General features: G+C 64.4%; 23 protein-coding genes. 11 read left to right on the top strand and 12 right to left on the bottom strand.

Going from position 1 to position 19,490, the window contains the following annotated elements; all coding sequences use genetic code 11:
• Positions 1–139: 139 nt before the first annotated feature.
• The 3 genes from NTD82_RS25680 to prlC form a co-directional block, all read right to left on the bottom strand.
• Positions 140–1,198 carry a PA0069 family radical SAM protein gene (locus NTD82_RS25680; protein ID WP_095159073.1) on the bottom strand — a complete coding sequence of 353 codons (1,059 nt, stop codon included), beginning with the start codon at positions 1,196–1,198 and terminating at the stop codon, positions 140–142.
• 319 nt (positions 1,199–1,517) lie between these two features.
• Positions 1,518–1,784, bottom strand: coding sequence for a YheV family putative zinc ribbon protein (locus tag NTD82_RS25675; protein WP_095159074.1), 267 nt, complete (start codon positions 1,782–1,784; stop codon positions 1,518–1,520).
• Positions 1,781–3,832: an oligopeptidase A gene (gene prlC / locus NTD82_RS25670; protein ID WP_262130765.1), complete on the bottom strand. Its 2,052-nt coding sequence runs from the start codon at positions 3,830–3,832 to the stop codon at positions 1,781–1,783. Before prlC ends, NTD82_RS25675 begins: the two co-directional genes overlap by 4 nt.
• A gap of 91 nt (positions 3,833–3,923) precedes the next feature.
• Here prlC and NTD82_RS25665 point away from each other — a divergent pair, with 91 nt between their 5' ends.
• Both NTD82_RS25665 and NTD82_RS25660 read left to right on the top strand, forming a co-directional pair.
• Complete coding sequence (locus NTD82_RS25665; protein ID WP_095159076.1) at positions 3,924–4,472, top strand: gamma carbonic anhydrase family protein; 549 nt, start codon at positions 3,924–3,926, stop codon at positions 4,470–4,472.
• A gap of 31 nt (positions 4,473–4,503) precedes the next feature.
• The gene (locus NTD82_RS25660; RefSeq protein ID WP_095159077.1) at positions 4,504–5,154 is read left to right on the top strand and encodes an HAD family hydrolase; all 651 of its coding nucleotides are present in this window, start codon (positions 4,504–4,506) and stop codon (positions 5,152–5,154) included.
• Positions 5,155–5,276: 122 nt separating this feature from the next.
• Here the strand turns inward: NTD82_RS25660 and NTD82_RS25655 are convergent, their stop codons facing one another.
• Positions 5,277–6,338, bottom strand: coding sequence for an aminopeptidase (locus tag NTD82_RS25655; protein WP_262130803.1), 1,062 nt, complete (start codon positions 6,336–6,338; stop codon positions 5,277–5,279).
• An 83-nt stretch (positions 6,339–6,421) separates the two neighbouring features.
• On the opposite strand from NTD82_RS25655, the gene NTD82_RS25650 reads away from it, so the two are divergent.
• The gene (locus NTD82_RS25650; protein ID WP_262130764.1) at positions 6,422–6,835 is read left to right on the top strand and encodes a hypothetical protein; all 414 of its coding nucleotides are present in this window, start codon (positions 6,422–6,424) and stop codon (positions 6,833–6,835) included.
• 53 nt (positions 6,836–6,888) lie between these two features.
• Positions 6,889–7,299, top strand: coding sequence for a hypothetical protein (locus NTD82_RS25645; RefSeq protein ID WP_095159080.1), 411 nt, complete (start codon positions 6,889–6,891; stop codon positions 7,297–7,299).
• Between the two features lie 3 nt (positions 7,300–7,302).
• Here NTD82_RS25645 and NTD82_RS25640 read toward each other — a convergent pair whose 3' ends face one another.
• Positions 7,303–7,536: a DUF1161 domain-containing protein gene (locus tag NTD82_RS25640; protein WP_095159081.1), complete on the bottom strand. Its 234-nt coding sequence runs from the start codon at positions 7,534–7,536 to the stop codon at positions 7,303–7,305.
• Positions 7,537–7,619: 83 nt separating this feature from the next.
• A complete protein-coding gene (locus tag NTD82_RS25635) occupies positions 7,620–8,045 on the bottom strand; it encodes an OsmC family protein (RefSeq protein ID WP_262130763.1) in 426 nt (141 codons plus the stop codon).
• A gap of 173 nt (positions 8,046–8,218) precedes the next feature.
• On the opposite strand from NTD82_RS25635, the gene NTD82_RS25630 reads away from it, so the two are divergent.
• Positions 8,219–9,223, top strand: coding sequence for an LLM class flavin-dependent oxidoreductase (locus NTD82_RS25630; RefSeq protein ID WP_262130762.1), 1,005 nt, complete (start codon positions 8,219–8,221; stop codon positions 9,221–9,223).
• Positions 9,224–9,283: 60 nt separating this feature from the next.
• Here NTD82_RS25630 and NTD82_RS25625 read toward each other — a convergent pair whose 3' ends face one another.
• Together NTD82_RS25625 and NTD82_RS25620 are read right to left on the bottom strand one after the other, a co-directional pair.
• Entirely contained in the window at positions 9,284–9,508 is a 225-nt protein-coding gene (locus NTD82_RS25625; protein ID WP_095159084.1) for a DUF1161 domain-containing protein, read from the bottom strand.
• Positions 9,509–9,590: 82 nt separating this feature from the next.
• Complete coding sequence (locus tag NTD82_RS25620) at positions 9,591–9,806, bottom strand: dodecin (protein WP_095159085.1); 216 nt, start codon at positions 9,804–9,806, stop codon at positions 9,591–9,593.
• A 153-nt stretch (positions 9,807–9,959) separates the two neighbouring features.
• On the opposite strand from NTD82_RS25620, the gene NTD82_RS25615 reads away from it, so the two are divergent.
• The gene (locus NTD82_RS25615) at positions 9,960–10,286 is read left to right on the top strand and encodes a YqjD family protein (RefSeq protein WP_262130761.1); all 327 of its coding nucleotides are present in this window, start codon (positions 9,960–9,962) and stop codon (positions 10,284–10,286) included.
• On the opposite strand, the gene NTD82_RS25610 is transcribed toward NTD82_RS25615, so the two are convergent.
• Positions 10,283–11,176 carry a LysR family transcriptional regulator gene (locus NTD82_RS25610; RefSeq protein WP_262130760.1) on the bottom strand — a complete coding sequence of 298 codons (894 nt, stop codon included), beginning with the start codon at positions 11,174–11,176 and terminating at the stop codon, positions 10,283–10,285. The genes NTD82_RS25615 and NTD82_RS25610 overlap by 4 nt on opposite strands.
• 110 nt (positions 11,177–11,286) lie before the next feature.
• Here NTD82_RS25610 and trpB point away from each other — a divergent pair, with 110 nt between their 5' ends.
• Both trpB and trpA read left to right on the top strand, forming a co-directional pair.
• A complete protein-coding gene (trpB, locus tag NTD82_RS25605) occupies positions 11,287–12,513 on the top strand; it encodes a tryptophan synthase subunit beta (RefSeq protein WP_095159088.1) in 1,227 nt (408 codons plus the stop codon).
• Positions 12,510–13,322 (top strand): tryptophan synthase subunit alpha, encoded by an 813-nt coding sequence (gene trpA, locus NTD82_RS25600; RefSeq protein ID WP_095159089.1) that lies wholly within the window; start codon positions 12,510–12,512, stop codon positions 13,320–13,322. Before trpB ends, trpA begins: the two co-directional genes overlap by 4 nt.
• Positions 13,323–13,420: 98 nt before the next feature.
• Here the strand turns inward: trpA and NTD82_RS25595 are convergent, their stop codons facing one another.
• Positions 13,421–13,750, bottom strand: a complete 330-nt coding sequence (locus NTD82_RS25595) for a DOPA 4,5-dioxygenase family protein (RefSeq protein ID WP_095159090.1) — start codon at positions 13,748–13,750, stop codon at positions 13,421–13,423.
• Positions 13,751–14,110: 360 nt separating this feature from the next.
• Between NTD82_RS25595 and NTD82_RS25590 the strand changes: the two genes are divergently transcribed.
• Together NTD82_RS25590 and NTD82_RS25585 are read left to right on the top strand one after the other, a co-directional pair.
• Complete coding sequence (locus NTD82_RS25590) at positions 14,111–15,682, top strand: SulP family inorganic anion transporter (protein ID WP_262130759.1); 1,572 nt, start codon at positions 14,111–14,113, stop codon at positions 15,680–15,682.
• Between the two features lie 450 nt (positions 15,683–16,132).
• Positions 16,133–16,375 (top strand): hypothetical protein, encoded by a 243-nt coding sequence (locus NTD82_RS25585; protein WP_262130758.1) that lies wholly within the window; start codon positions 16,133–16,135, stop codon positions 16,373–16,375.
• 76 nt (positions 16,376–16,451) lie between these two features.
• Here the strand turns inward: NTD82_RS25585 and aroE are convergent, their stop codons facing one another.
• Positions 16,452–17,276 (bottom strand): shikimate dehydrogenase, encoded by an 825-nt coding sequence (aroE, locus tag NTD82_RS25580; RefSeq protein ID WP_095159093.1) that lies wholly within the window; start codon positions 17,274–17,276, stop codon positions 16,452–16,454.
• A gap of 55 nt (positions 17,277–17,331) precedes the next feature.
• The gene (gene hemF, locus NTD82_RS25575; protein ID WP_095159094.1) at positions 17,332–18,258 is read right to left on the bottom strand and encodes an oxygen-dependent coproporphyrinogen oxidase; all 927 of its coding nucleotides are present in this window, start codon (positions 18,256–18,258) and stop codon (positions 17,332–17,334) included.
• Between the two features lie 154 nt (positions 18,259–18,412).
• Here hemF and NTD82_RS25570 point away from each other — a divergent pair, with 154 nt between their 5' ends.
• Positions 18,413–19,390, top strand: a complete 978-nt coding sequence (locus NTD82_RS25570; RefSeq protein ID WP_262130757.1) for an NADPH:quinone reductase — start codon at positions 18,413–18,415, stop codon at positions 19,388–19,390.
• The last annotated feature ends 100 nt before the right edge of the window (positions 19,391–19,490 follow it).

The raw sequence follows: 19,490 nt of genomic DNA, 5'->3' as shown, positions 1-19,490 counted from the left end.
TTTGCCTGAATTCCTACGCTACTTGTCGAAACTTAACTGAAACTGAATTCGGATGGCTCTAGAACAAGGGTTACAGGGGGTTTTGCCGGGGCCTCGATGGTATCAAAAAACCATCAGTTGCCAATGGCCATTATTGTTTTTACAACAATGACAACTGACCGCCCGGCGGACAGAAGGCCGTGCAATCCAGCGAATAGCCGCCGCGACGGTTCAGCCCGTAACGCCGGATGGCCTTGTCGAAGCGCTGCGCCAGCAGGTCGGCGAACACCCCTTCACCGCGCATGCGAGCGCCGAAACGGCTGTCGTACAGCTCACCGCCCCGGCTCTGCCGCACCAGGCTGAGGACATGGGCGGCCCGTTGCGGGTAATGGTCCTGCAACCACTGCTCGAACAACGGCGCCACCTCCAGCGGCAGGCGCAGCAGCATGTACGCGGCGCTCAACGCCCCGGCCTCGCTGGCGGCCTCCAGCAGACGCTCCAGTTCGCTGTCGTTGATCATCGGGATCATCGGCGAGCACAACACCCCCACCGGAATCCCCGCCTCGCGCATCACCCGGATCGCCCGCAGCCGGGCCTTGGGCGCGGCGGCGCGCGGTTCGAGGGTGCGCTTGAGTTCATCGTCGAGGGTTGTGAGGCTGATCATCACCGACACCAGCCGCTGCTTCGCCAGTTCGCTGAGCAGGTCGAGGTCGCGCAGGATCAGCGACCCCTTGGTGACGATGGTCACCGGATGCCGGTAGCGCAGCAGCACCTCCAGCAGGCGCCGGGTCAGTTGCTGCTCGCGCTCGATCGGCTGATACGGGTCGGTGTTGGAGCCCAGGTTGATCGGCGCACAGACATACCCCGGCTTCGACAATTGCTGCTCGAGCACGGCGGCGGCGTTGGTCTTGGCGATCAGCTTCGTTTCGAAATCCAGGCCGGGAGACAGGTCCCAGTAAGCGTGGCTGGGCCTCGCGTAGCAATAAATGCAACCGTGCTCACACCCGCGATAGGGATTGATCGAACGGTCGAAGGGCAGGTCCGGGGAGTTGTTGCGGGTGATGATGGTTTTCGCGGTTTCGATGCGGACTTCGGTGCCTTGGGTCAACGGCACTTCCTGATACCAGCCGTCGTCCTCGACCACCGAGCGGTTGGGGGCAAAGCGGTTGTGCGGATTGTGCGCGGTCCCGCGACCGCGCACCGGCGTTGGAGCAGCCATGACGCCCACCTCGATACTGTTTATTCATACAGTATAAAAGCATTTTTCTTACCGCCACACCTGATATTTCTGTCAGTTGTCGCTTGCCATGCCCCGTCACACACTCGAAGTGAGCCCATAGCGCCGTCTCTAGGGATAAAACAGTGCGGACGCTTACATCAGAGCAGGTGATCTCATGCAAAGGGCCGTCCCAGTGGGAACGATAGCCACCCGCGAATGGCAGAAATGCACCCAGGCATTCACGTTTCGGATGTAACACGCCAAACATCCGCTTTATGCCAAATGAAAAGGCCGTTCGGGGTAACCGAACGGCCTTCGTTCATTCCGACGGCTTCTTCAGCTTCGGATTGGGAAAGAACTGCACCGTCTGCACCGCAGGTTTCGGCGCTTTCGCCTCATTCTGGTTGACCCGCGTGCCCAGCTCCTTCGGCACCGACAGGCCCTGCTCGTTGAGGGTGTCGGAGAAACCACAGGCCACGCACTCGCGGTGCGGCGTGCCGTCGACGTTCCACATCATCAGCTTGTCCGGCTCGCTGCACGCCGGGCAGACCGCCCCGGCGATGAAGCGTTTCTTGGTCGTGCTCATGCCGCCAGGTCCTCGCTCAGGCCGCTGTGGCGCAGCAGCGCGTCGATGGACGGCTCGCGACCGCGGAAGTCGACGAACAGCAGCATCGGTTCCTGGGAACCGCCGCGGGCCAGGATCGCCTCACGGAAAGCACGGCCGGTCTCGGCATTGAGCACTCCGTCTTCCTCGAAGCGCGAGAAGGCATCGGCGGACAGCACTTCAGCCCACTTGTAGCTGTAGTAACCCGCGGCGTAACCGCCGGCGAAGATGTGCGCGAAGCTGTTGGGGAAGCGGTTGTAGGCCGGTGGCCGCATGACCGAGACCTCGTCGCGCACGCCTTCGAGGACTTCCAGCACGCTGCGGCCGTCGCCGTGGCTGGCGTGCAGTTCGAAGTCGAACAGCGAGAATTCCAGTTGGCGGACCATCATCAGCCCGGACTGGAAGTTCTTCGCCGCCAGCATTTTCTCCAGCAGGTCCTGTGGCAGCGGCTCGCCGCTTTCGTAATGACCGGAAATCAGCGCCAGGCCTTCCGGCTCCCAGCACCAGTTCTCCATGAATTGGCTCGGCAGTTCCACCGCGTCCCAGGCCACGCCGTTGATACCGGACACGCCGGCATGCTCGATGCGGGTCAGCAGGTGGTGCAGGCCATGGCCGAATTCGTGGAACAGGGTGGTGACTTCATCGTGGGTCAACAGCGCCGGCTTGCCCGGAGCGGCCGGGGTGAAGTTGCACACCAGGTTGGCCACCGGGCTCTGCAGCTTGCCATCAGCCGTGCGGCGACGGTCGCGGGCGCCGTCCATCCAGGCACCGCCGCGCTTGTTGGCGCGGGCGTAGAGGTCGAAGAAGAAGCGGCCGACATGCTGGCCGTTCTCCTTGATTTCGAACAGGCGCACGTCCGGGTGCCAGGTGTCGAAGCCCTTGAGCTCGGCAATCTCGATGCCGTACAGGCGCTGGACGATGGCGAACAGGCCGGTCAGCACCTTGTCGATCGGGAAGTAGGCGCGCAGGGTTTCCTGGGAAACGCTGTAGCGCTGCTCGCGCAACTTCTCGCCGTAGAAACCGCTGTCCCAACTGCTGAGGTCCGGGCAGCCCTGTTCGGCGGCGTAGGCCTTGAGCTGGGCCAGGTCCTGGGCGGCGAACGGCTTGCTGCGCTTGGCCAGGTCCCGCAGGAAACCCAGCACCTGGTCGCTGGACTCGGCCATCTTGGTCGCCAGGCTCAGCTCGGCAAAGTTGGCGAAGCCCAGCAGCTCGGCCAGTTCCTGGCGCAGGTCGAGGATCTCGCGCATCACCGGGCCGTTGTCGAACTGGCCGGCATTCGGGCCCTGGTCGGAGGCGCGGGTGCAGTAGGCGGCGTAGATTTCTTCGCGCAGGGCACGGTCGGTGGCGTAGGTCATCACCGCGTAGTAGCTGGGGAATTCCAGGCTGATCAGCCAGCCGTCGAGGCCCTTGGCCTGGGCGGCGGCGGCCATCTGCGCCTTGGCCGAATCGGTCAGGCCGGCGAGGGCGGCTTCGTCGGTGACGTGCTTGGTCCAGGCCTGGGTGGCGTCGAGCAACTGGTTGGAGAAGCGGCTGCCCAGCTCGGACAGCTTGCTCTGCACTTCGGCATAACGCTGCTGCTGGTCGGCGGGCAGGTCGATGCCCGACAGGCGGAAGTCGCGCAGGGCGTGTTCGATGATGGTTTTTTGCGCCACGTCGAAGCCGGCGGCTTCGGGGCTGGCGGCCAGCGCTTCCCAGGCCTGGAACAGTTCGCGGTTCTGGCCCAGCTCGGTGGCGTAGGCGCTCAGGGCGGGCAGGCAGGCCTCGTAGGCTTCGCGCAGTTCGGCGCTGTTGCACACGGCGTTGAGGTGGCTGACGGGACTCCAGGCCGCGCCGAGGCGGTCGTTGAGTTCGTCCATGGCCAGGACCAGTCCGGCCCAGCTCGGGTTCTGGCCCTGGGTCTTGAGAAGGGCGGCAATGGCGTTGCGGTTGTCGGCCAGGATCTGTTCAATCGCCGGCAGCACGTGCTCGGCGCGGATCGCCGAGAAGGGCGGCAGGTCGTAGGACTGCAGAAGCGGGTTGGTCGCACTCACGGTTGGACACCTTGGCAGAAGAAACACCGGCCCATCTTAATTACAATCGGCGCCGACCGCAGCTAATAAGCCTCAGAGAGAGACGCTATTCATGGCCATTCGCACCTTCCAGCAGCACACGCCCCGCCTGGGCGAACGCGCCTTCGTCGACCGCAGCGCGGTGGTTATCGGCGACGTCGAGATCGGCGATGACAGCTCGGTCTGGCCGCTGACGGTGATCCGCGGCGACATGCACCGCATCCGCATCGGTGCGCGCACCAGCGTGCAGGACGCCAGCGTGTTGCACATCACTCACGCCGGGCCCTTCAACCCCGACGGCTTCCCGCTGCTGATCGGCGACGACGTGACCATCGGCCACAAGGTCATGCTCCACGGCTGCACCCTCGGCAACCGCATCCTGGTGGGCATGGGCAGCACGATCATGGACGGCGCCATCGTCGAGGACGAAGTGATCATCGGCGCCGGTAGCCTGGTGCCGCCAGGCAAACGCCTGGAAAGCGGTTTCCTCTATGTCGGCAGCCCGGTGAAGCAGGCCCGCCCGCTAACCGACAAGGAGCGCGCGTTCTTCCCCTACAGCGCCGCCAACTACGTCCGACTCAAGGACCAGCACCTTGCTGAAGGCTACGACCAGCCCGAGTGAACGTATCCACACCCCTTTTTCCGAGATTGCCATGCACCAGCAGAACATCCTCTTCGACCTCGACGGCACCCTGACCGACCCGCGCGAAGGCATCACCCGCTCTATCCAGTACGCCCTGGCCAAGCTCGGCATCGACGAACCGGACCTGACCCGCCTGGAACACTTCATCGGCCCGCCGCTGTTGCAGGCGTTCATGCAGTTCTATGACTTCGACGAGGCCAAGGCGTGGGAGGCGGTGAATTTCTACCGTGAACGCTTCAAGGTCACCGGGCTGTACGAGAACCGCGTGTTCGACGGCGTCGGCGAATTGCTCAGCGAGCTGCAAGGGCAGGGGCGCACGCTGTATGTTGCGACGTCCAAGCCGTGGGTATTCGCCCGCGAGATTGCCCGACACTTCGATTTTGCCCGGCATTTCAAAGTGATCTACGGCAGTGAGCTGGACGGCACGCGGACCAACAAGGTCGAGCTGATCGGTCACCTGTTGGCCGAGGAAGGCCTGGACCCGGCGCAGACCCTGATGATCGGCGACCGCAAGCACGACCTGATTGGTGCGCGCAGCAACGGGCTGGAAGCGGTGGCGGTGGGGTATGGGTTTGGGAGTCATGAGGAGCTGGCGGCGGAAGCACCGGCGTATCACTTTGCGACGTTGGCAGAGATGCATCGGGCGTTCATGAAACCCTGAGTTGATGGGTTACTGAGGGCCTCATCGCCGGCAAGGCCGGCTCCCACAGGATTTCCAGTCGGTCACAAAACCAATGCCCGACAAACTACTTGTGGGAGCCGGCCTTGCCGGCGATGAGGCCCTTAAAGCCCCTTCAAAACCAACTGCCGCTCCCCAACCGGCAACCGCCCAATCTCTTCCACCCGCCCATAAAACCGCTGCCAATCCCCGCCCACCTGGGCAAACACCGCCGCAAACGCCGGCACCCACTGGTCATACAGCCCGAACGGCAACAGCTTGGCGTTGTTCATCGGTGCATTGATCCAGGCATCGAAACGTCCGACCCCGCCCCACTCGCTGTCTCGCAACTGCCGGTACTCCCGGCGTAGCCGCTCGAACTCCGCCTGCTTGGCCGCACGCATCGCATCCGGCGCCAGCGGCTGGGTGTACAGCGCCTTGAGCCGTTCCCGGCTCGCCAGCACCAATCCGACAAACTGGTCACGCTGCTTGCCACCCTCCTGCACCTGCACCGCCAATCCCCGCGCCGCACGCCATTGCCGCGTGCCTTCCTGCTCGACAAAGGTGGCGAAGGACTCATTGAAGGCGGTGTCGTCCTTCACGTACACCCGCTGGTGCGCCAGCTCGTGGAAGATCACCGTCGCCAGGCGCTCGTCGCCCCAGCCGAGCATGGAGTTGAGGATCGGATCGTCAAACCAGCCCAGCGTCGAATAGGCCTCGACCCCGCCGATATACACATCCAGCCCTTGCAGCTTCTGCACCGCCGCGGCCCCGCGCGCACCGCCCTGGCTGTAGTAGCCGCGGTAGGCGACGCAGCCGGCGATGGGGAAGCAGTGGGTCTGCGGCTCCAGCGAAAACTCCGGGGTGGCGAACACGTTCCACACCACGAACGGCCGGCCGATATCGGCGTAGACCCGGTAGCTGCGGTTGTCCGGCAGTTTCAGGTGCCGGCTGGCGAAAGCGCGGGCGCGTTGGGACTGTTCCAGGTGCTGGCGCAGTTTCGGTTCGGTGGCGGGATCGGCCAGCAATTGCGGCACCGGGGTGCGGGCGCGCAGCAGTTGCCACTGGCCGTTGGCGAGCTGGCCGTAGTAACCCACGCTCGCGCAACCGTTCAGCAGGCTGATCAGTAACAGGGGAACAAACAGGCGAAAAACGCGGTCGAGTGCCCCGGGGCTTGAGCGCAACAACAGAAGAATTCGAATCATGCGTGGGGTGGTCCCGCTCAAGTCCAGATCGATCCAAGACTATCCTGCCCGCCCGGAGTTTTGCCATGCGAACGATGCTCGCTGCCAGCGCCCTTCTGGCGCTCACCGGTTGCGCCGGCCTGCCCGCGCCGGACCCGACTCAGGCCTGGGTCGATCTCGCCCCCGGCCATGACGACACCTTGCACGCCGTCGAAGTGGACGAGCGAGCGTGGGACGACACCCGCTATTTCCAGGTCAGCCCCGGCAATCACCAGCTCACCGTGCGCTATCTGTTCGCCGTGGACCCGAGCAATATCGGCCCCACCAGCGAACCACTGTGGCGCGATTGCCAGCTCAATCTCAAGTTCAAGGACTTCAACGCCGGTCAAAAATACCGCCTGCAAGCGGGCAGCATCGGTTTCCGGCCCTGGGCAAAACTCTATGACGAACAGCAAAAAGTGGTGGGAAGCGGCGTGCCGGCTGGCTGCCAGCGCACCTGAGGGCCGCTGATGGCGCTATGCTTACGTTCTGTTACCTTTCTGGAGAGCTGAACATGCGCCAACCCGCGATGTTCCTCGCTTTCACCACGCTGGGCGCCTGCACCAGTCCGATGCCTCCGGTCGATCAGAAGCAGGCCTGGGTCGATCTCTACACCATCACCCCCGGCAAAGTGCTGATGGCCGAGCGTCTCGACGGCAAACGCCTCAACGACGGCCGTTACTTCCAGGTGTCGCCGGGCAAGCACGAGTTGGTGGTGCGCTTCGACTATGAGATCAGCACCGGCCTCTTCACCACCGACCCGACCGAGCGCACCTGCTACCTGACGCTGGAATACGACGGTTTCGAAGCCGGCCAGCGTTACCGGCTGGAAGCCCGGGCCATCGCCCTGCAACCCAACGCCTGGCTGTACGACGCCGAGCGCAAGGTGGTGGCGCAGGAACGGCTGACCCACTGCATCCCTTGAGGCTTACTGGCCGTTGCGCTGGTAGATGATCTTCTTGGTGCCGCCGTCGCAACTGCCCACGACCATGTTCTGGTCGTGGACTTCGCTGTTGGGCACGATTTCCAGGGTGTAGGACGTTACGCCTCGGGCCTGGATCTTGGCTTCGATCTCGGCCTTCAATTCCTCGCACGACTTGATCGCGGCGGAAGCATTGAAGGCCAACAGCGAAGCCAGCACGGCGATTGCGATACGGATCATGAGCAGTTCCTCGTGGCAAAAGACCTTGAGCCAACATCAGGTTGGACCGAAGGAGCATGCCATGGTTCTGCTACCAGGCAAGCTCACTGCAACAGCGTGGCGTCCAGGCTGATCTTCGCGTTCAACACTTTCGAGACCGGGCAGCCGGCCTTGGCCTTGTTAGCCAGTTCCAGGAACTGCTCCTCACTGGCGCCGGGCACCTTGGCCTTGAGGATCAGGTGAACGGCGGTGATGGCGAAGCCGTCGGGCTGTTTGTCGAGGGTGACTTCGGCAGTGGTGTCGATACGTTCTGCGGTCAGGCCCGCTTCACCGAGGATCATCGACAGCGCCATGGAGAAACACCCGGAGTGGGCGGCGCCGATCAGTTCTTCCGGGTTGGTGCCCGGCGTCCCTTCGAAACGGGTGTTGAAACCGTAGGGAACCTGTTTCAGCGCGCCGCTTTCCGTGGATATCTGGCCCTTGCCATCCTTCAGGCCGCCTTGCCAAACGGCCGATGCAGTCTTTTTCATGGTGCCTCCTCGGGTTGCCGACGCGGGTTGCGCCGTTACCTGAATTCAGAGGCCCCGCTCGCGGGCAAGTTCAGCCCGTTTGCCACATCCGGTATTGATTCCTCGGGCAACCGCCCCCACAGAGCAACAAAGGCTGCCATTTTTCGGCGGCTTCCGTTTGCTCAGGAGACCCCATGACGCAACTCGCGGACATCAAGATTTCCACCCTCGACCTCGTGCCCGTGCGCCAGGACAGTGGCCCGGCGCAATCGCTGCGTAATTCGCTGGACCTGGCGCAGCACGTCGAGCGCTTCGGTTACCACCGCTTCTGGGTGGCCGAGCACCACAACATGGACGGCATCGCCAGCTCGGCCACGTCGGTGCTGCTGGCGTACCTGGCCGGCGGCACCTCGACCATCCGCGTCGGTTCCGGCGGGGTGATGCTGCCCAACCATGCGCCGCTGGTGATTGCCGAACAGTTCGGCACCCTGGCCAGCCTCTATCCCGGCCGCATCGACCTCGGCCTCGGCCGCGCTCCCGGCTCCGACCAGATGACCGCCCGCGCCCTGCGCCGCGAACGCTCCGGCAGCGCCGACGACTTCCCCGAAGACGTGGCCGAACTGGTGCGCTACCTCGGCCCGCGCACACCTGATCAAAAAGTGATCGCCGTGCCCGGCTACGGCACCGAAGTGCCAATCTGGCTGCTCGGCTCCAGCCTGTTCAGCGCGCAACTGGCGGGCCAGCGCGGTCTGCCGTACGCCTTCGCCTCGCACTTCGCGCCGCGCTTCATGCACGAGGCGATTCGCGTGTACCGCAATCATTTCCAGCCATCGGCGGTGCTCGACAAGCCGTATGTGATGCTGGGCGTGCCGATGGTGGTGGCCGATACCGACGAACACGCCGAGTACCTGGCGACCTCGGTGTACCAGCGCATCCTCGCGCTGATGCGCGGCCAGAGCCTGGTGCAAAAGCCGCCGGTGGAAAGCATGAACGGGCTGTGGTTGCCTCATGAACGCGAGGCGGTGGGGGATTTCCTCGGCCTGGCGATGGTCGGCAGCCCACAGAAGGTCAAGGCCAAGCTGGAAGTGTTGCTGGAGCAGACCCAGGCGGATGAGCTGATCTTCACCTGTGATCTGTATGAGCATGCGGACCGCGTGCGGTCGTATGAACTGATGGCGCAGACGGTGCTCGGCAACTGAGGTTGTGATCGCGAGCAAGCTCGCTCCTACAGAGGAGCGAGCGTGCTCGCAATTGGCCACTCACCCACGCTTGTAGACAATCTCCTTGGTCCCGCCCTCGCAGGTCCCGACCACCTTCCCGCTCGCGGCTGCCCCCTTGCCTACAACCTCCAGCGAATAATGCTGAACGCCCTTGGCATCCAGCTTCGCCGCAATCTCGCTCTTCAATTCTTCACACGGCTTGCCCGCCGCCAGCGCGGTGCCGGCCAGGCCCATCAGTGCTACTGCCAGAATCAGTTGCTTCATTGATCGCTCTCCTTGGTGGATCAAAAACGAGAAAGGCCCCGGTGTCATTCCGGAGCCCTGGGTATCTAACCGGGTAATCGTTTCAACTGTTGGCGATGCGGAACCCGACTTTCAGGGTGACCTGAAAATGCGCCGCCTTGTTGTCGCGGATATGCCCGCGGGTATCCACCACTTCAAACCATTCCAGATGCTTGATGCTCTTGCCGGCCTCGGCCAGGGCACTGTTGATCGCGTCCTCGATGCTGGTGGGGGACGAGCCGACAAGCTCGATCTTCTTGTAGGTGTGATGATCGGACATCGCTGTTCTCCTTGAAGGTGTGCCGGTTGAGCCTAGCAGCGCCAGGGCGTTTTTCCTCTGAGGGGCATTTGGACCGAAACGTTCGATCGCACTTTCCAGACACGTCGTAGTCGGAACCTACAACACCTCACTCAACGCTGAAGGAGAGTCACCATGGCAACAAGTTCGCTACGCAAAGCCGCGCTGCAAAGCATGGAAGCGGAAATCGAAAGCCTGCTGAAATCGCTGGAAAGCCTGAAAGACGATGCCTCGGACGAATCGCGCAAAACCGTGAAGGCGCTGAGAAGCAACGCCGAGAACGCCCTGCGCCACTCGCGCAACCTGCTTGGTGATGCCTATGAAGAGGTGAAAACCAAGACCCGCGAAACCGGCCTCGCCACGCGCGACTACGCACAGCAACACCCCTGGACCACCGCCGGCGTTGCCGTTGGCGCGCTGGGTCTGCTGGCGGCTTACCTGCTGTGCAGCAAACGCGACTAAACCTGGCGCGCCAGTTCCGCGCGCAACCATCCCGCCAGTTGCTCGGCGCGCCCATCCGCGGCGCGTCGAGGGACCCACAGTGCCAGTGACGCCTCGGTCTGGCTGAAGCCCCACGGCGCGGCCAGGCGTCCGGCGCGCAAATCGTCGGCCACCAGCGGTTGTGGCGCGATCGCCACACCAAGCCCGGCCACCGCCGCCTCCAGCAAGTAATACAGATGCTCGAAATCCTGTCCGTAGCGCAGCGCTCGCGGGTCGATGCCCTGTTGCCGCGCCCAGTCCGGCCAGGCCTGAGGCCGGGAGTTGGTCTGCAATACGGCTTCGTCGAGCAGCGCGCTGGCCGGTGCCTGGCGCAGGCGCTCGAAACCGGCGAAATGCGGGCTGAGCACCGGACCGATGCATTCCCGGGCCAGCACATGAACCTGCATGTCCGCCGGCCACGGCGGCTCGGCGAAGACCAGCAGGGCATCCAGGCCGGGCCGGCGCGGATCGAGATCGCCTTCGCCGGCCGAGAGGTGCAGGCGCAGGTCCGGCAGGTCGGCCTTGAGCCGCCCCAGTCGCGGAATGAACCAGCGCGCCAGCAGGCTGCCCGAGCAGCCAAGGACGAACGGCGCATCGGCGCCGCTCTGGCTCACCTCGGCGCAGACCGAACGCAACCGCTCGAACGCCTCGCCGCTGACCTCGCGCAGGCGCAGCCCGGCATCTGTGAGTTTGATGCCGCGCCCATCCTTGACGAACAGGCTCACGCCGAGATGGCTTTCCAGCGTCTTCAACTGCCGGCTGACCGCGCCGTGGGTCACGTGCAGTTGCTCGGCGGCCTGGCTGACGCTGCCCAGACGAGCGGTAACTTCGAAGGCCCGAAGGGCATTGAGCGGCGGCAGTTCCCTGGACATGACGTGTGAGTTTTCCTGACAGGTTGCGGCGATCTTATCGGTTTTCAGCGAGGCGTGTCGTGGTTAGAGTAGGCCCATTGTCAGCCCACCCTTCTTCCTGGAGCGACCCCATGACCCAGAGCAACCTTCGCAGCGGCCCCGACGCCAACGGCCTGTTCGGCGCCTTTGGCGGCCGCTACGTCGCTGAAACCCTGATGCCGCTGGTGCTCGACCTGGCCCGCGAATACGAAGCGGCCAAGGCCGACCCGGAATTCCTCGAACAACTGGCGTACTTCCAGCGCGACTACATCGGCCGTCCGAACCCGCTGTACTTCGCCGAGCGCCTGACCGAACACTGCGGCGGCGCGAAGATCTTCTTCAAGCGTGAAGAGCTCAACCACACCGGCGCGCACAAGGTGAACAACTGCATCGGCCAGGTGCTGCTGGCCAAGCGCATGGGCAAGAAACGCCTGATCGCCGAAACCGGCGCCGGCATGCACGGCGTGGCCACCGCCACCGTCGCCGCGCGCTTCGGCCTGCCTTGCGTGATCTACATGGGCGCCACCGACATCGAGCGCCAGCAAGCCAACGTGTTCCGCATGAAGCTGCTGGGCGCCGAAATCGTCCCGGTCACTGCCGGCACCGGCACCCTGAAAGACGCCATGAACGAGGCGCTGCGTGACTGGGTCACCAACGTCGACGACACCTTCTACCTGATCGGCACCGTGGCCGGCCCGCACCCGTACCCGGCGATGGTCCGCGACTTCCAGTCGATCATCGGCAAGGAGACCCGCGCCCAGTTGCAAGAGAAGGAAGGTCGCCTGCCCGACAGCCTGGTCGCCTGCGTCGGCGGCGGCTCCAACGCCATGGGCCTGTTCCACGACTTCCTCGATGACAGCAGCGTGCAGATCATCGGCGTCGAAGCCGGCGGTCACGGCGTCGACACCGACAAGCACGCCGCCAGCCTCAACGGTGGCGTTCCAGGCGTCCTGCACGGCAACCGCACCTACCTGCTGCAGGACGAAGACGGCCAGATCACCGACGCCCACTCGATTTCCGCCGGCCTCGACTACCCCGGCATCGGCCCGGAACACGCCTGGTTGCATGAGATCAAGCGCGTCGAATACGTCAGCATCACCGACGACGAAGCCCTGGCCGCGTTCCACACCACCTGCCGCCTGGAAGGCATCATCCCGGCGCTGGAAACCTCCCACGCGCTGGCCGAAGCCATCAAGCGCGCGCCGACCCTGCCCAAGGATCACCTGATGGTGGTGTGCCTGTCCGGGCGCGGCGACAAAGACATGCAAACCGTAATGAGCCATATGGCCGCGACCCAAGCGCAGGAGAAGCAGGCATGAGCCGTCTTGAACAACGTTTTTCCGAGCTGAAGCAAGAAGGCCGCGCCGCCCTGGTGACCTTCGTCACCGCTGGCGACCCGGGTTACGACGCTTCGCTGGCGATCCTCAAGGGCCTGCCGGCGGCGGGTGCGGACGTGATCGAACTGGGCATGCCGTTCACCGACCCAATGGCCGACGGTGTCGCCATCCAGCTGGCGACCCTGCGCGCCCTGGACGCTGGCCAGACCCTGGCCAAGACCCTGCAAATGGTTCGTGAATTCCGCGTTGACGACCAGACCACCCCGATCGTGCTGATGGGTTACTACAACCCGATCCACCGCTTTGGCGTCGAGGCGTTCGTCGCCCAGGCCAACGAAGCGGGCGTCGACGGCCTGATCATCGTCGACCTGCCGCCTGAGCACGACGCCGAACTGGCGGCCCCGGCCCAGGCCGCGGGCATCGACTTCATCCGCCTGACCACCCCGACCACCGACGACGCGCGCCTGCCGCGCGTGCTGGAGCGCAGCTCGGGCTTCGTCTACTACGTCTCGGTGGCTGGTGTGACCGGTGCGGGCTCGGCGACTACTGAACACGTCACCGAAGCCATTGCCCGCCTGCGTCGGCATACCCCGTTGCCGATCAGCGTTGGCTTTGGTATCCGCACGCCGGAGCAGGCCGCGGCGATTGCGCGGCTGGCAGACGGTGTGGTCGTGGGTTCGGCGCTTGTGGATAAAATCGCCACCGCCGCCAGCCCGGAGCAGGCTGTGGATAACGTGCTGGCGCTGTGCTCGGCACTGGCCGAAGGTGTGCGGGCCGCGCGCAAGGCGTGATCCGCAATGGGGACGGTTCAGCGTCCCGACACGCTCGCTCCTACAGTCCAGCGTAGGAGCGAGCTTGCTCGCGATAGGCCGCGTTGCGGCCCCAGACATCACTCAAAAATCGAAAGATCCAGCGGCCTGACCGCCCCCATCCAGATCGCATGATCCCGGTGGTCCGCCAGCTCATCCCCGGTCAGCGGATGCAGAAACACCACCAGCCCCTGGCGATACAGCGCCAGCCACGGCAACACCACCCCGACCACCTCCGGCCCGAAGGCCAACTGGCAGCTCCAATCCGGATGCGGCCCCACCAATTTGCGGTGCATGCGCCCCATGGTCACCGGAAACAGCGCCGACGCCTCTTCGCATAACAAACGCGCCTGCTCGAACGTGCTGGCGTCGTAATACACGTGGGCGTGATACCCCTTGATCCTTTGCACACTGACTCCTTGGAAAACTGGTCTGCCCGGCACTATACCGGCTGCCGGGATTGCTCTTCACCCAACCATTCGACGAATCGTTCCGCCCGCGTACCGAGCGGGTTACACCAAGGACGTACTACGTACCATTCAAAAGCAGAACGAATTGATCCTTCAAGCGGCCGGCAAAGCAGGCCCGGCTCAAGAACGGCGGCCACCAAAACCGCGAAACAACGGCCACACCATCGTCCAGCACCGAAACCTCACGTGTACCTGCTCGTACAGCAGTACACAGGCCTCGGTCAGCGCCGGCATCGCCCGCTTGCACCTGCGCGCCGGACACCGCACCCTGAACGGCCTTCACCGGTATAGAGCGACCCCATGGCCTGGCCCGATCGCCACAGACTCCTGCCCTTTCTGCGCTGGCTGCCGCAGCAGAACCGCGCCAGCGTACGCCGCGACCTGCTGGTGGGCCTGAGTGGGGCGATTCTGGCGCTGCCGCAGTCCATCGCCTACGCCCTGATCGCCGGCCTTCCCGCCGAATACGGACTCTATGCCGCCATCGTGCCGGTGCTGATCGCCTGCCTCTGGGGCTCGTCGTGGCACCTGATCTGCGGGCCGACCGCCGCCATCTCCATCGTCCTCTACGCCAGCGTCAGCCCCATGGCGGTGGCCGGCAGCGCGGACTACATCACCCTGATCCTGTTGCTGACCTTCCTCGCCGGCGTGTTCCAGTGGCTTATGGGCATGCTGCGCTTCGGCGCGCTGGTGAACTTCGTTTCCCATTCGGTGGTGATCGGCTTCACCCTCGGCGCCGCCGTGGTCATCGCCCTCGGCCAGTTGCCGAGCCTGATGGGGCTCGACCTGGACAGCCAGACCACCGCGCTGAAAACCCTGCAAAGCCTGCTGGAGCACGTCGGCGAGATCGACGTGCCGTCGCTGCTGCTGGGATTGGGCACGTTGCTGATCGGCATGCTGATCAAACTGACCCGGCCGCGCTGGCCCAGCCTGTTGATAAGTCTAGTCGGGGCGAGCCTGCTGGCGGTGCTGTGGCCGGCGATGTTCGGGCATGTCGTTCGGGTGCCGGCGTTTATCGGCCAACTGCCGCCGCTGAGCCCGCTGCCGTTGCTCGACCTCGAACTGATCCTGCGCTTGCTGCCCGGCGCAGTGGCGGTGGGCATGCTTGGCCTGGTCACCAGCCTGTCCATCGCCCGCTCGCTGTCGATCCGCTCGGAGCAGTTGATCGACGCCAACCAGGAAATCCGCGCCCAGGGCCTGTCCAACATGATCGGCGCGTGGTGCTCGGGCTACCTCTCGTCCGGCTCGTTCACCCGCTCCGGGCTGAACTACGATGCCGGTGCCCGCTCGCCGCTGGCCGGGATATTTTCCGCGCTGTGGGTGGGATTATTCGCCGTGGCCGGTGCGCAACTGATCGCGCATATCCCGATTCCGGCGATGGCCGGGAGCATCCTGCTGATCTGCTGGGGGCTGGTGGATCACCGCGCGATCCGCGCGCTGTACCGGGTCAGCCGGCCGGAGTTTCTGGTGATGATCCTGACCTTCGTCGCCACCTTGCTGCTGGAATTGCAGACGGCGATCTACGCCGGGGTGCTGGCGTCGCTGTTCTTCTACCTCAAGCGCACCTCGCAGCCGCGGGTGCAGCAGAGCCGGGAAGGCGAGGCGGATGTGTTGCGGGTGGGTGGTTCGATCTTCTTTGGCGCCAGCCATTACCTGCAGGTGCGGCTGCAGCGCTGCCAGGCGGCCGAGGTGGTGATCGATGCGCGGCAGATCAACTTCATCGACTATTCCGGGGTCGAGATGCTGCATCAGGAAGCGCGGCGCTTGCGGCGACAGGACCGCAGCCTGACCTTGCGTCGGGCGCGGCCACAGGTGGTTGAAGAGTTGCAGAAGCTGGAAGGGGTGGAGCGGTGTCCGATTCGGTTTGAAGACTGAAGCCTGCTCGGGTGGCTGCCATGTGCATGTCGATGGTTCTCAGTGCCCTTCGCATCGCGAGCAAGCTCGCTCCTACAATGGCTTGCCCAAACCTCTGTAGGAGCGCGCTTGCTCGCGATGGGGCTGTGAAAACGGTTCCTGTTGGTGTCGCATATAGCTACGAACTTCACCAATCTCCGACTTTCTTGTAGGCAACTTCCCAAGCATACTGCCGCGCCTCATTAGCTGTTGCGCCCTGGTTAATCGCTGCCTAGTCTTCGGCGGTCGTTGAACATCGACGATCGGCTTTGACAGGCCGCCCTTCAGGTCGCCACCGCTGTTATGGCAGCTGTGCGCGTGGGCACCTCATGGTGCGCCGGGTTTCCTGGACCGGTCTGTCAACCCGCGTACAGCTGCCACCATCTGTTTGACAGCAGGCAATGGCAGCTCCTTTCACCCAGGAGATTCGCCATGAAAAAGCTCGTTCCCGATCCACCCCCTATCCTCAGTATCAAACCCGGCCTCACGCACGCCGATGCAATCAGCAAGGCCGCCGAGTACCTGGACCACGCGCTCGAAGCCGTCAGCCAGTTGCCCGAGCAAGCCAAGCCCCGACAGCAAGAAGCGCTGAGCAGTACGCAGGTCCACCTCAGGGTCACCAAGGCATTCCTGAATGTCGCGATGGCGAAATCGACGGTGAACATGCCGATATAACCCCGCCCCAAGCGCCATAAAAAAACCGGCCGTTGAATTCACTCAACGGCCGGTTTTTTCGATCTTCGCCCCGGGACTATCCCCGCGCCAACTGCCGACGCAGCTCCGCCAGCACCGGCGCACTATCCGGCCGTACACCCCGCCAGATGAAGAACGCCTCCGCCGCCTGCTCGGCCAGCATGCCCAGACCGTCCAGCACCTTGGCCGCGCCGTGTTCGGTGGCCCATTGGCAGAACGGGGTCGGCTCTTTGCCGTACATCATGTCGTAGCACACGGTCAGGCCCGGCTGGATCAGGCTCGGGTCGATCGGCGGCATTTCGCCGGCGAGGCTCGCCGAGGTGGCGTTGATGATGAGATCCACCGGCTCCTTGAGCCAGCTGAAGCCGCTGGCCGCCACCGGACCGAGGTCGGCGAATTCGCGGGCCAGTTGCTCGGCCTTTTCCACGGTGCGGTTGGCGATCACCAACGACGCCGGGTTGTGCGCCAGCAGCGGCTCCAACACCCCGCGCACCGCGCCGCCGGCACCGAGCAGAAGGATGCGCTTGCCGGCCAGTTCCACGCCCGCGTTGACGGTGAGGTCGCGGACCAGTCCGGCGCCGTCGGTGTTGTCGCCCAACAGGGTGCCGTCTTCCAGCTTGCTCAGGGTGTTCACCGCCCCGGCGCGCTGGGCGCGGGGGGTGAGGCGGTCGACCAGGCGGAAGGCTTCTTCCTTGAACGGCACGGTGACGTTGGCGCCAAGGCCCTGTTTGAAGAAGCCCAGCGCGCACGCGGTGAAATCATCCAGCGGCGCCAGCAGGGTGTCGTATTCCAACGCCTGGCCAGTCTGGTCGGCAAACAGCCGGTGGATCAACGGCGACTTGCTGTGGCCGATCGGATTGCCGAATACAACGTACTGGTCCATTCACGCGCTTCCTCAGTCAGGCCCGACGACCGGGCAACGGTTGTGCACAATGGGCTCAGTGCCCGGCCTTGTCCAGATTCAGCCAGTCGCGATCCTGCAGGAAGTACTCGGTCAGGCGAGCTTCGGCGCTGCCCGGCTCGGGCTTCCAGTCGTAGCCCCAACGCACTTGCGGCGGCAGCGACATGAGGATCGACTCGGTACGCCCGCCCGACTGCAGGCCGAACAGGGTGCCGCGGTCGTAGACCAGGTTGAACTCGACGTAGCGGCCACGGCGGAATTCCTGGAATTCGCGCTGTTCGGCGGTGTACGGCTCGGCCTTGCGGCGCTGGATGATCGGCAGGTACGCCTCGACGTAGGCATCGCCGATGGCGCGCATGAAGGCGAAGCTGGTGTCGAAGTCCCATTCGTTCAGGTCGTCGAAGAACAGGCCGCCGATGCCACGCGGCTCGCCACGGTGCTTGAGGTGGAAGTAGCGGTCGCACCAGGCTTTGTAGCGCGGGTAGACGTCAGCCCCGAACGGCGCGCAGGCCTGCTCGGCCACGCGGTGCCAGTGAATGCAGTCTTCTTCGTTGCCGTAGTACGGGGTCAGGTCGAAACCGCCGCCGAACCACCAGACCGCTTCTTCACCTTCTTTCTCGGCGATGAAGAAGCGCACGTTGGCGTGGGAGGTCGGCACATGCGGGTTGTGCGGGTGGATCACCAGCGACACGCCGAGGGCTTCGAAGCCACGGCCGGCCAGTTCCGGGCGGTGGGCGCTGGCCGACGGCGGCAGGCCGCTGCCGAAGACGTGGGAGAAGTTGACGCCGCCTTTCTCGATGACCTTGCCGTCGCCGATCACCCGGGTGCGTCCGCCACCGCCGGCCTCACGGGTCCAGGCATCCTCGACGAAGCGGGCGCCGCCGTCTTCGGTTTCCAGAGCGGCGCAAATCCGGTCTTGCAGGTCCAGCAGGTAGGCTTTCACGGCCTCGGTGCGGCTAGTCATCGGGTCACCTTGAAGCGGGCATGGGCCGGCCCAGGCGGCACCGGCGGAAAAATTCGGCGCACAGCATACCACCGTGCATGTGCCCTCCGTAGTTGACGGCGATCAAGCAAAAGCGTCCGATAGGCCCTTTCCCCGATGTCTCAGGAGAGTGCAGATGGCCAAGCGTATTCAGTTCAGCCAGCATGGCGGCCCCGAGGTACTGACCCTGGTCGATTTCGAACCCGCGGCACCCGCGCCGGGCAATGTGCTCGTGCGCAACCACGCCATCGGTCTGAATTTCATCGACACCTATTTCCGTAGCGGCCTCTACGCGCCGCCCGCCCTGCCGTCCGGCCTCGGGACCGAGGGCGCCGGCGTGGTCGAGGCGGTGGGCGATGGCGTGAGCCGCTTCAAGATTGGCGACCGCGTGGCCTACGGTGGCGGGCCGCTGGGCGCCTACAGCGAACTGCATGAACTGCCGGCGAACAACCTGGTGGAGATTCCGCAAAGCATCAGCTTCGAAGACGCCGCTGCGGTGATGCTCAAGGGCCTGACCGTGCAGTACCTGCTGCGCCAGACCTTCGACGTGCAGCCGGGCCAGATCATTCTGTTCCATGCGGCGGCGGGCGGGGTTGGATCGCTGGCCTGCCAATGGGCCAAGGCGTTGGGCGCGAAGCTGATCGGCACCGTCAGCTCGGCGGAAAAAGCCGAGCGCGCCAAAGCCCTGGGCGCCTGGGCGACCATCGATTACAGCCGTGAGGATGTGGCGCAGCGGGTGCTGGAACTGACCGACGGCAAGAAATGCCCGGTGGTGTATGACGGCGTGGGCCAGGACACCTGGCTGACGTCGCTGGACTGCCTGGCGCCGCGTGGTTTGATGGTGAGTTTCGGTAATGCGTCGGGCGCGGTGAGCGGAGTCAACCTCGGCATCCTGGCGCAGAAGGGCTCGCTGTACGTCACCCGCCCGACCCTGGCGAGCTACGCCAACAGCGCGGAAAACACCCAGGCCATGGCCAACGAACTGTTCGCGATGATCGCCAGCGGCAAGCTGAAGGTGGATATCCAGCAGCGCTATTCGCTGGCTGAGGCGGCGAAAGCGCAGGAGGCGTTGTCGGCGCGGCGGACGGTGGGGTCGACTGTCCTGATTCCCTGATTTTCCGGACTGCGCGTGTTCCCCCCCTGTAGGAGCGAGCTTGCTCGCGATAGCCCCGCAAGATGGCTTCATCGCGAGCAAGCTCGCTCCTACAGGGGGG

Origin of the sequence: Pseudomonas sp. 5P_5.1_Bac1 (assembly GCF_025466015.1) — a bacterium.
Lineage (GTDB): Bacteria > Pseudomonadota > Gammaproteobacteria > Pseudomonadales > Pseudomonadaceae > Aquipseudomonas.
The sequence above is the reverse complement of the archived record's forward strand: the minus strand, read 5'-3'. Positions and strand labels throughout refer to the sequence as shown.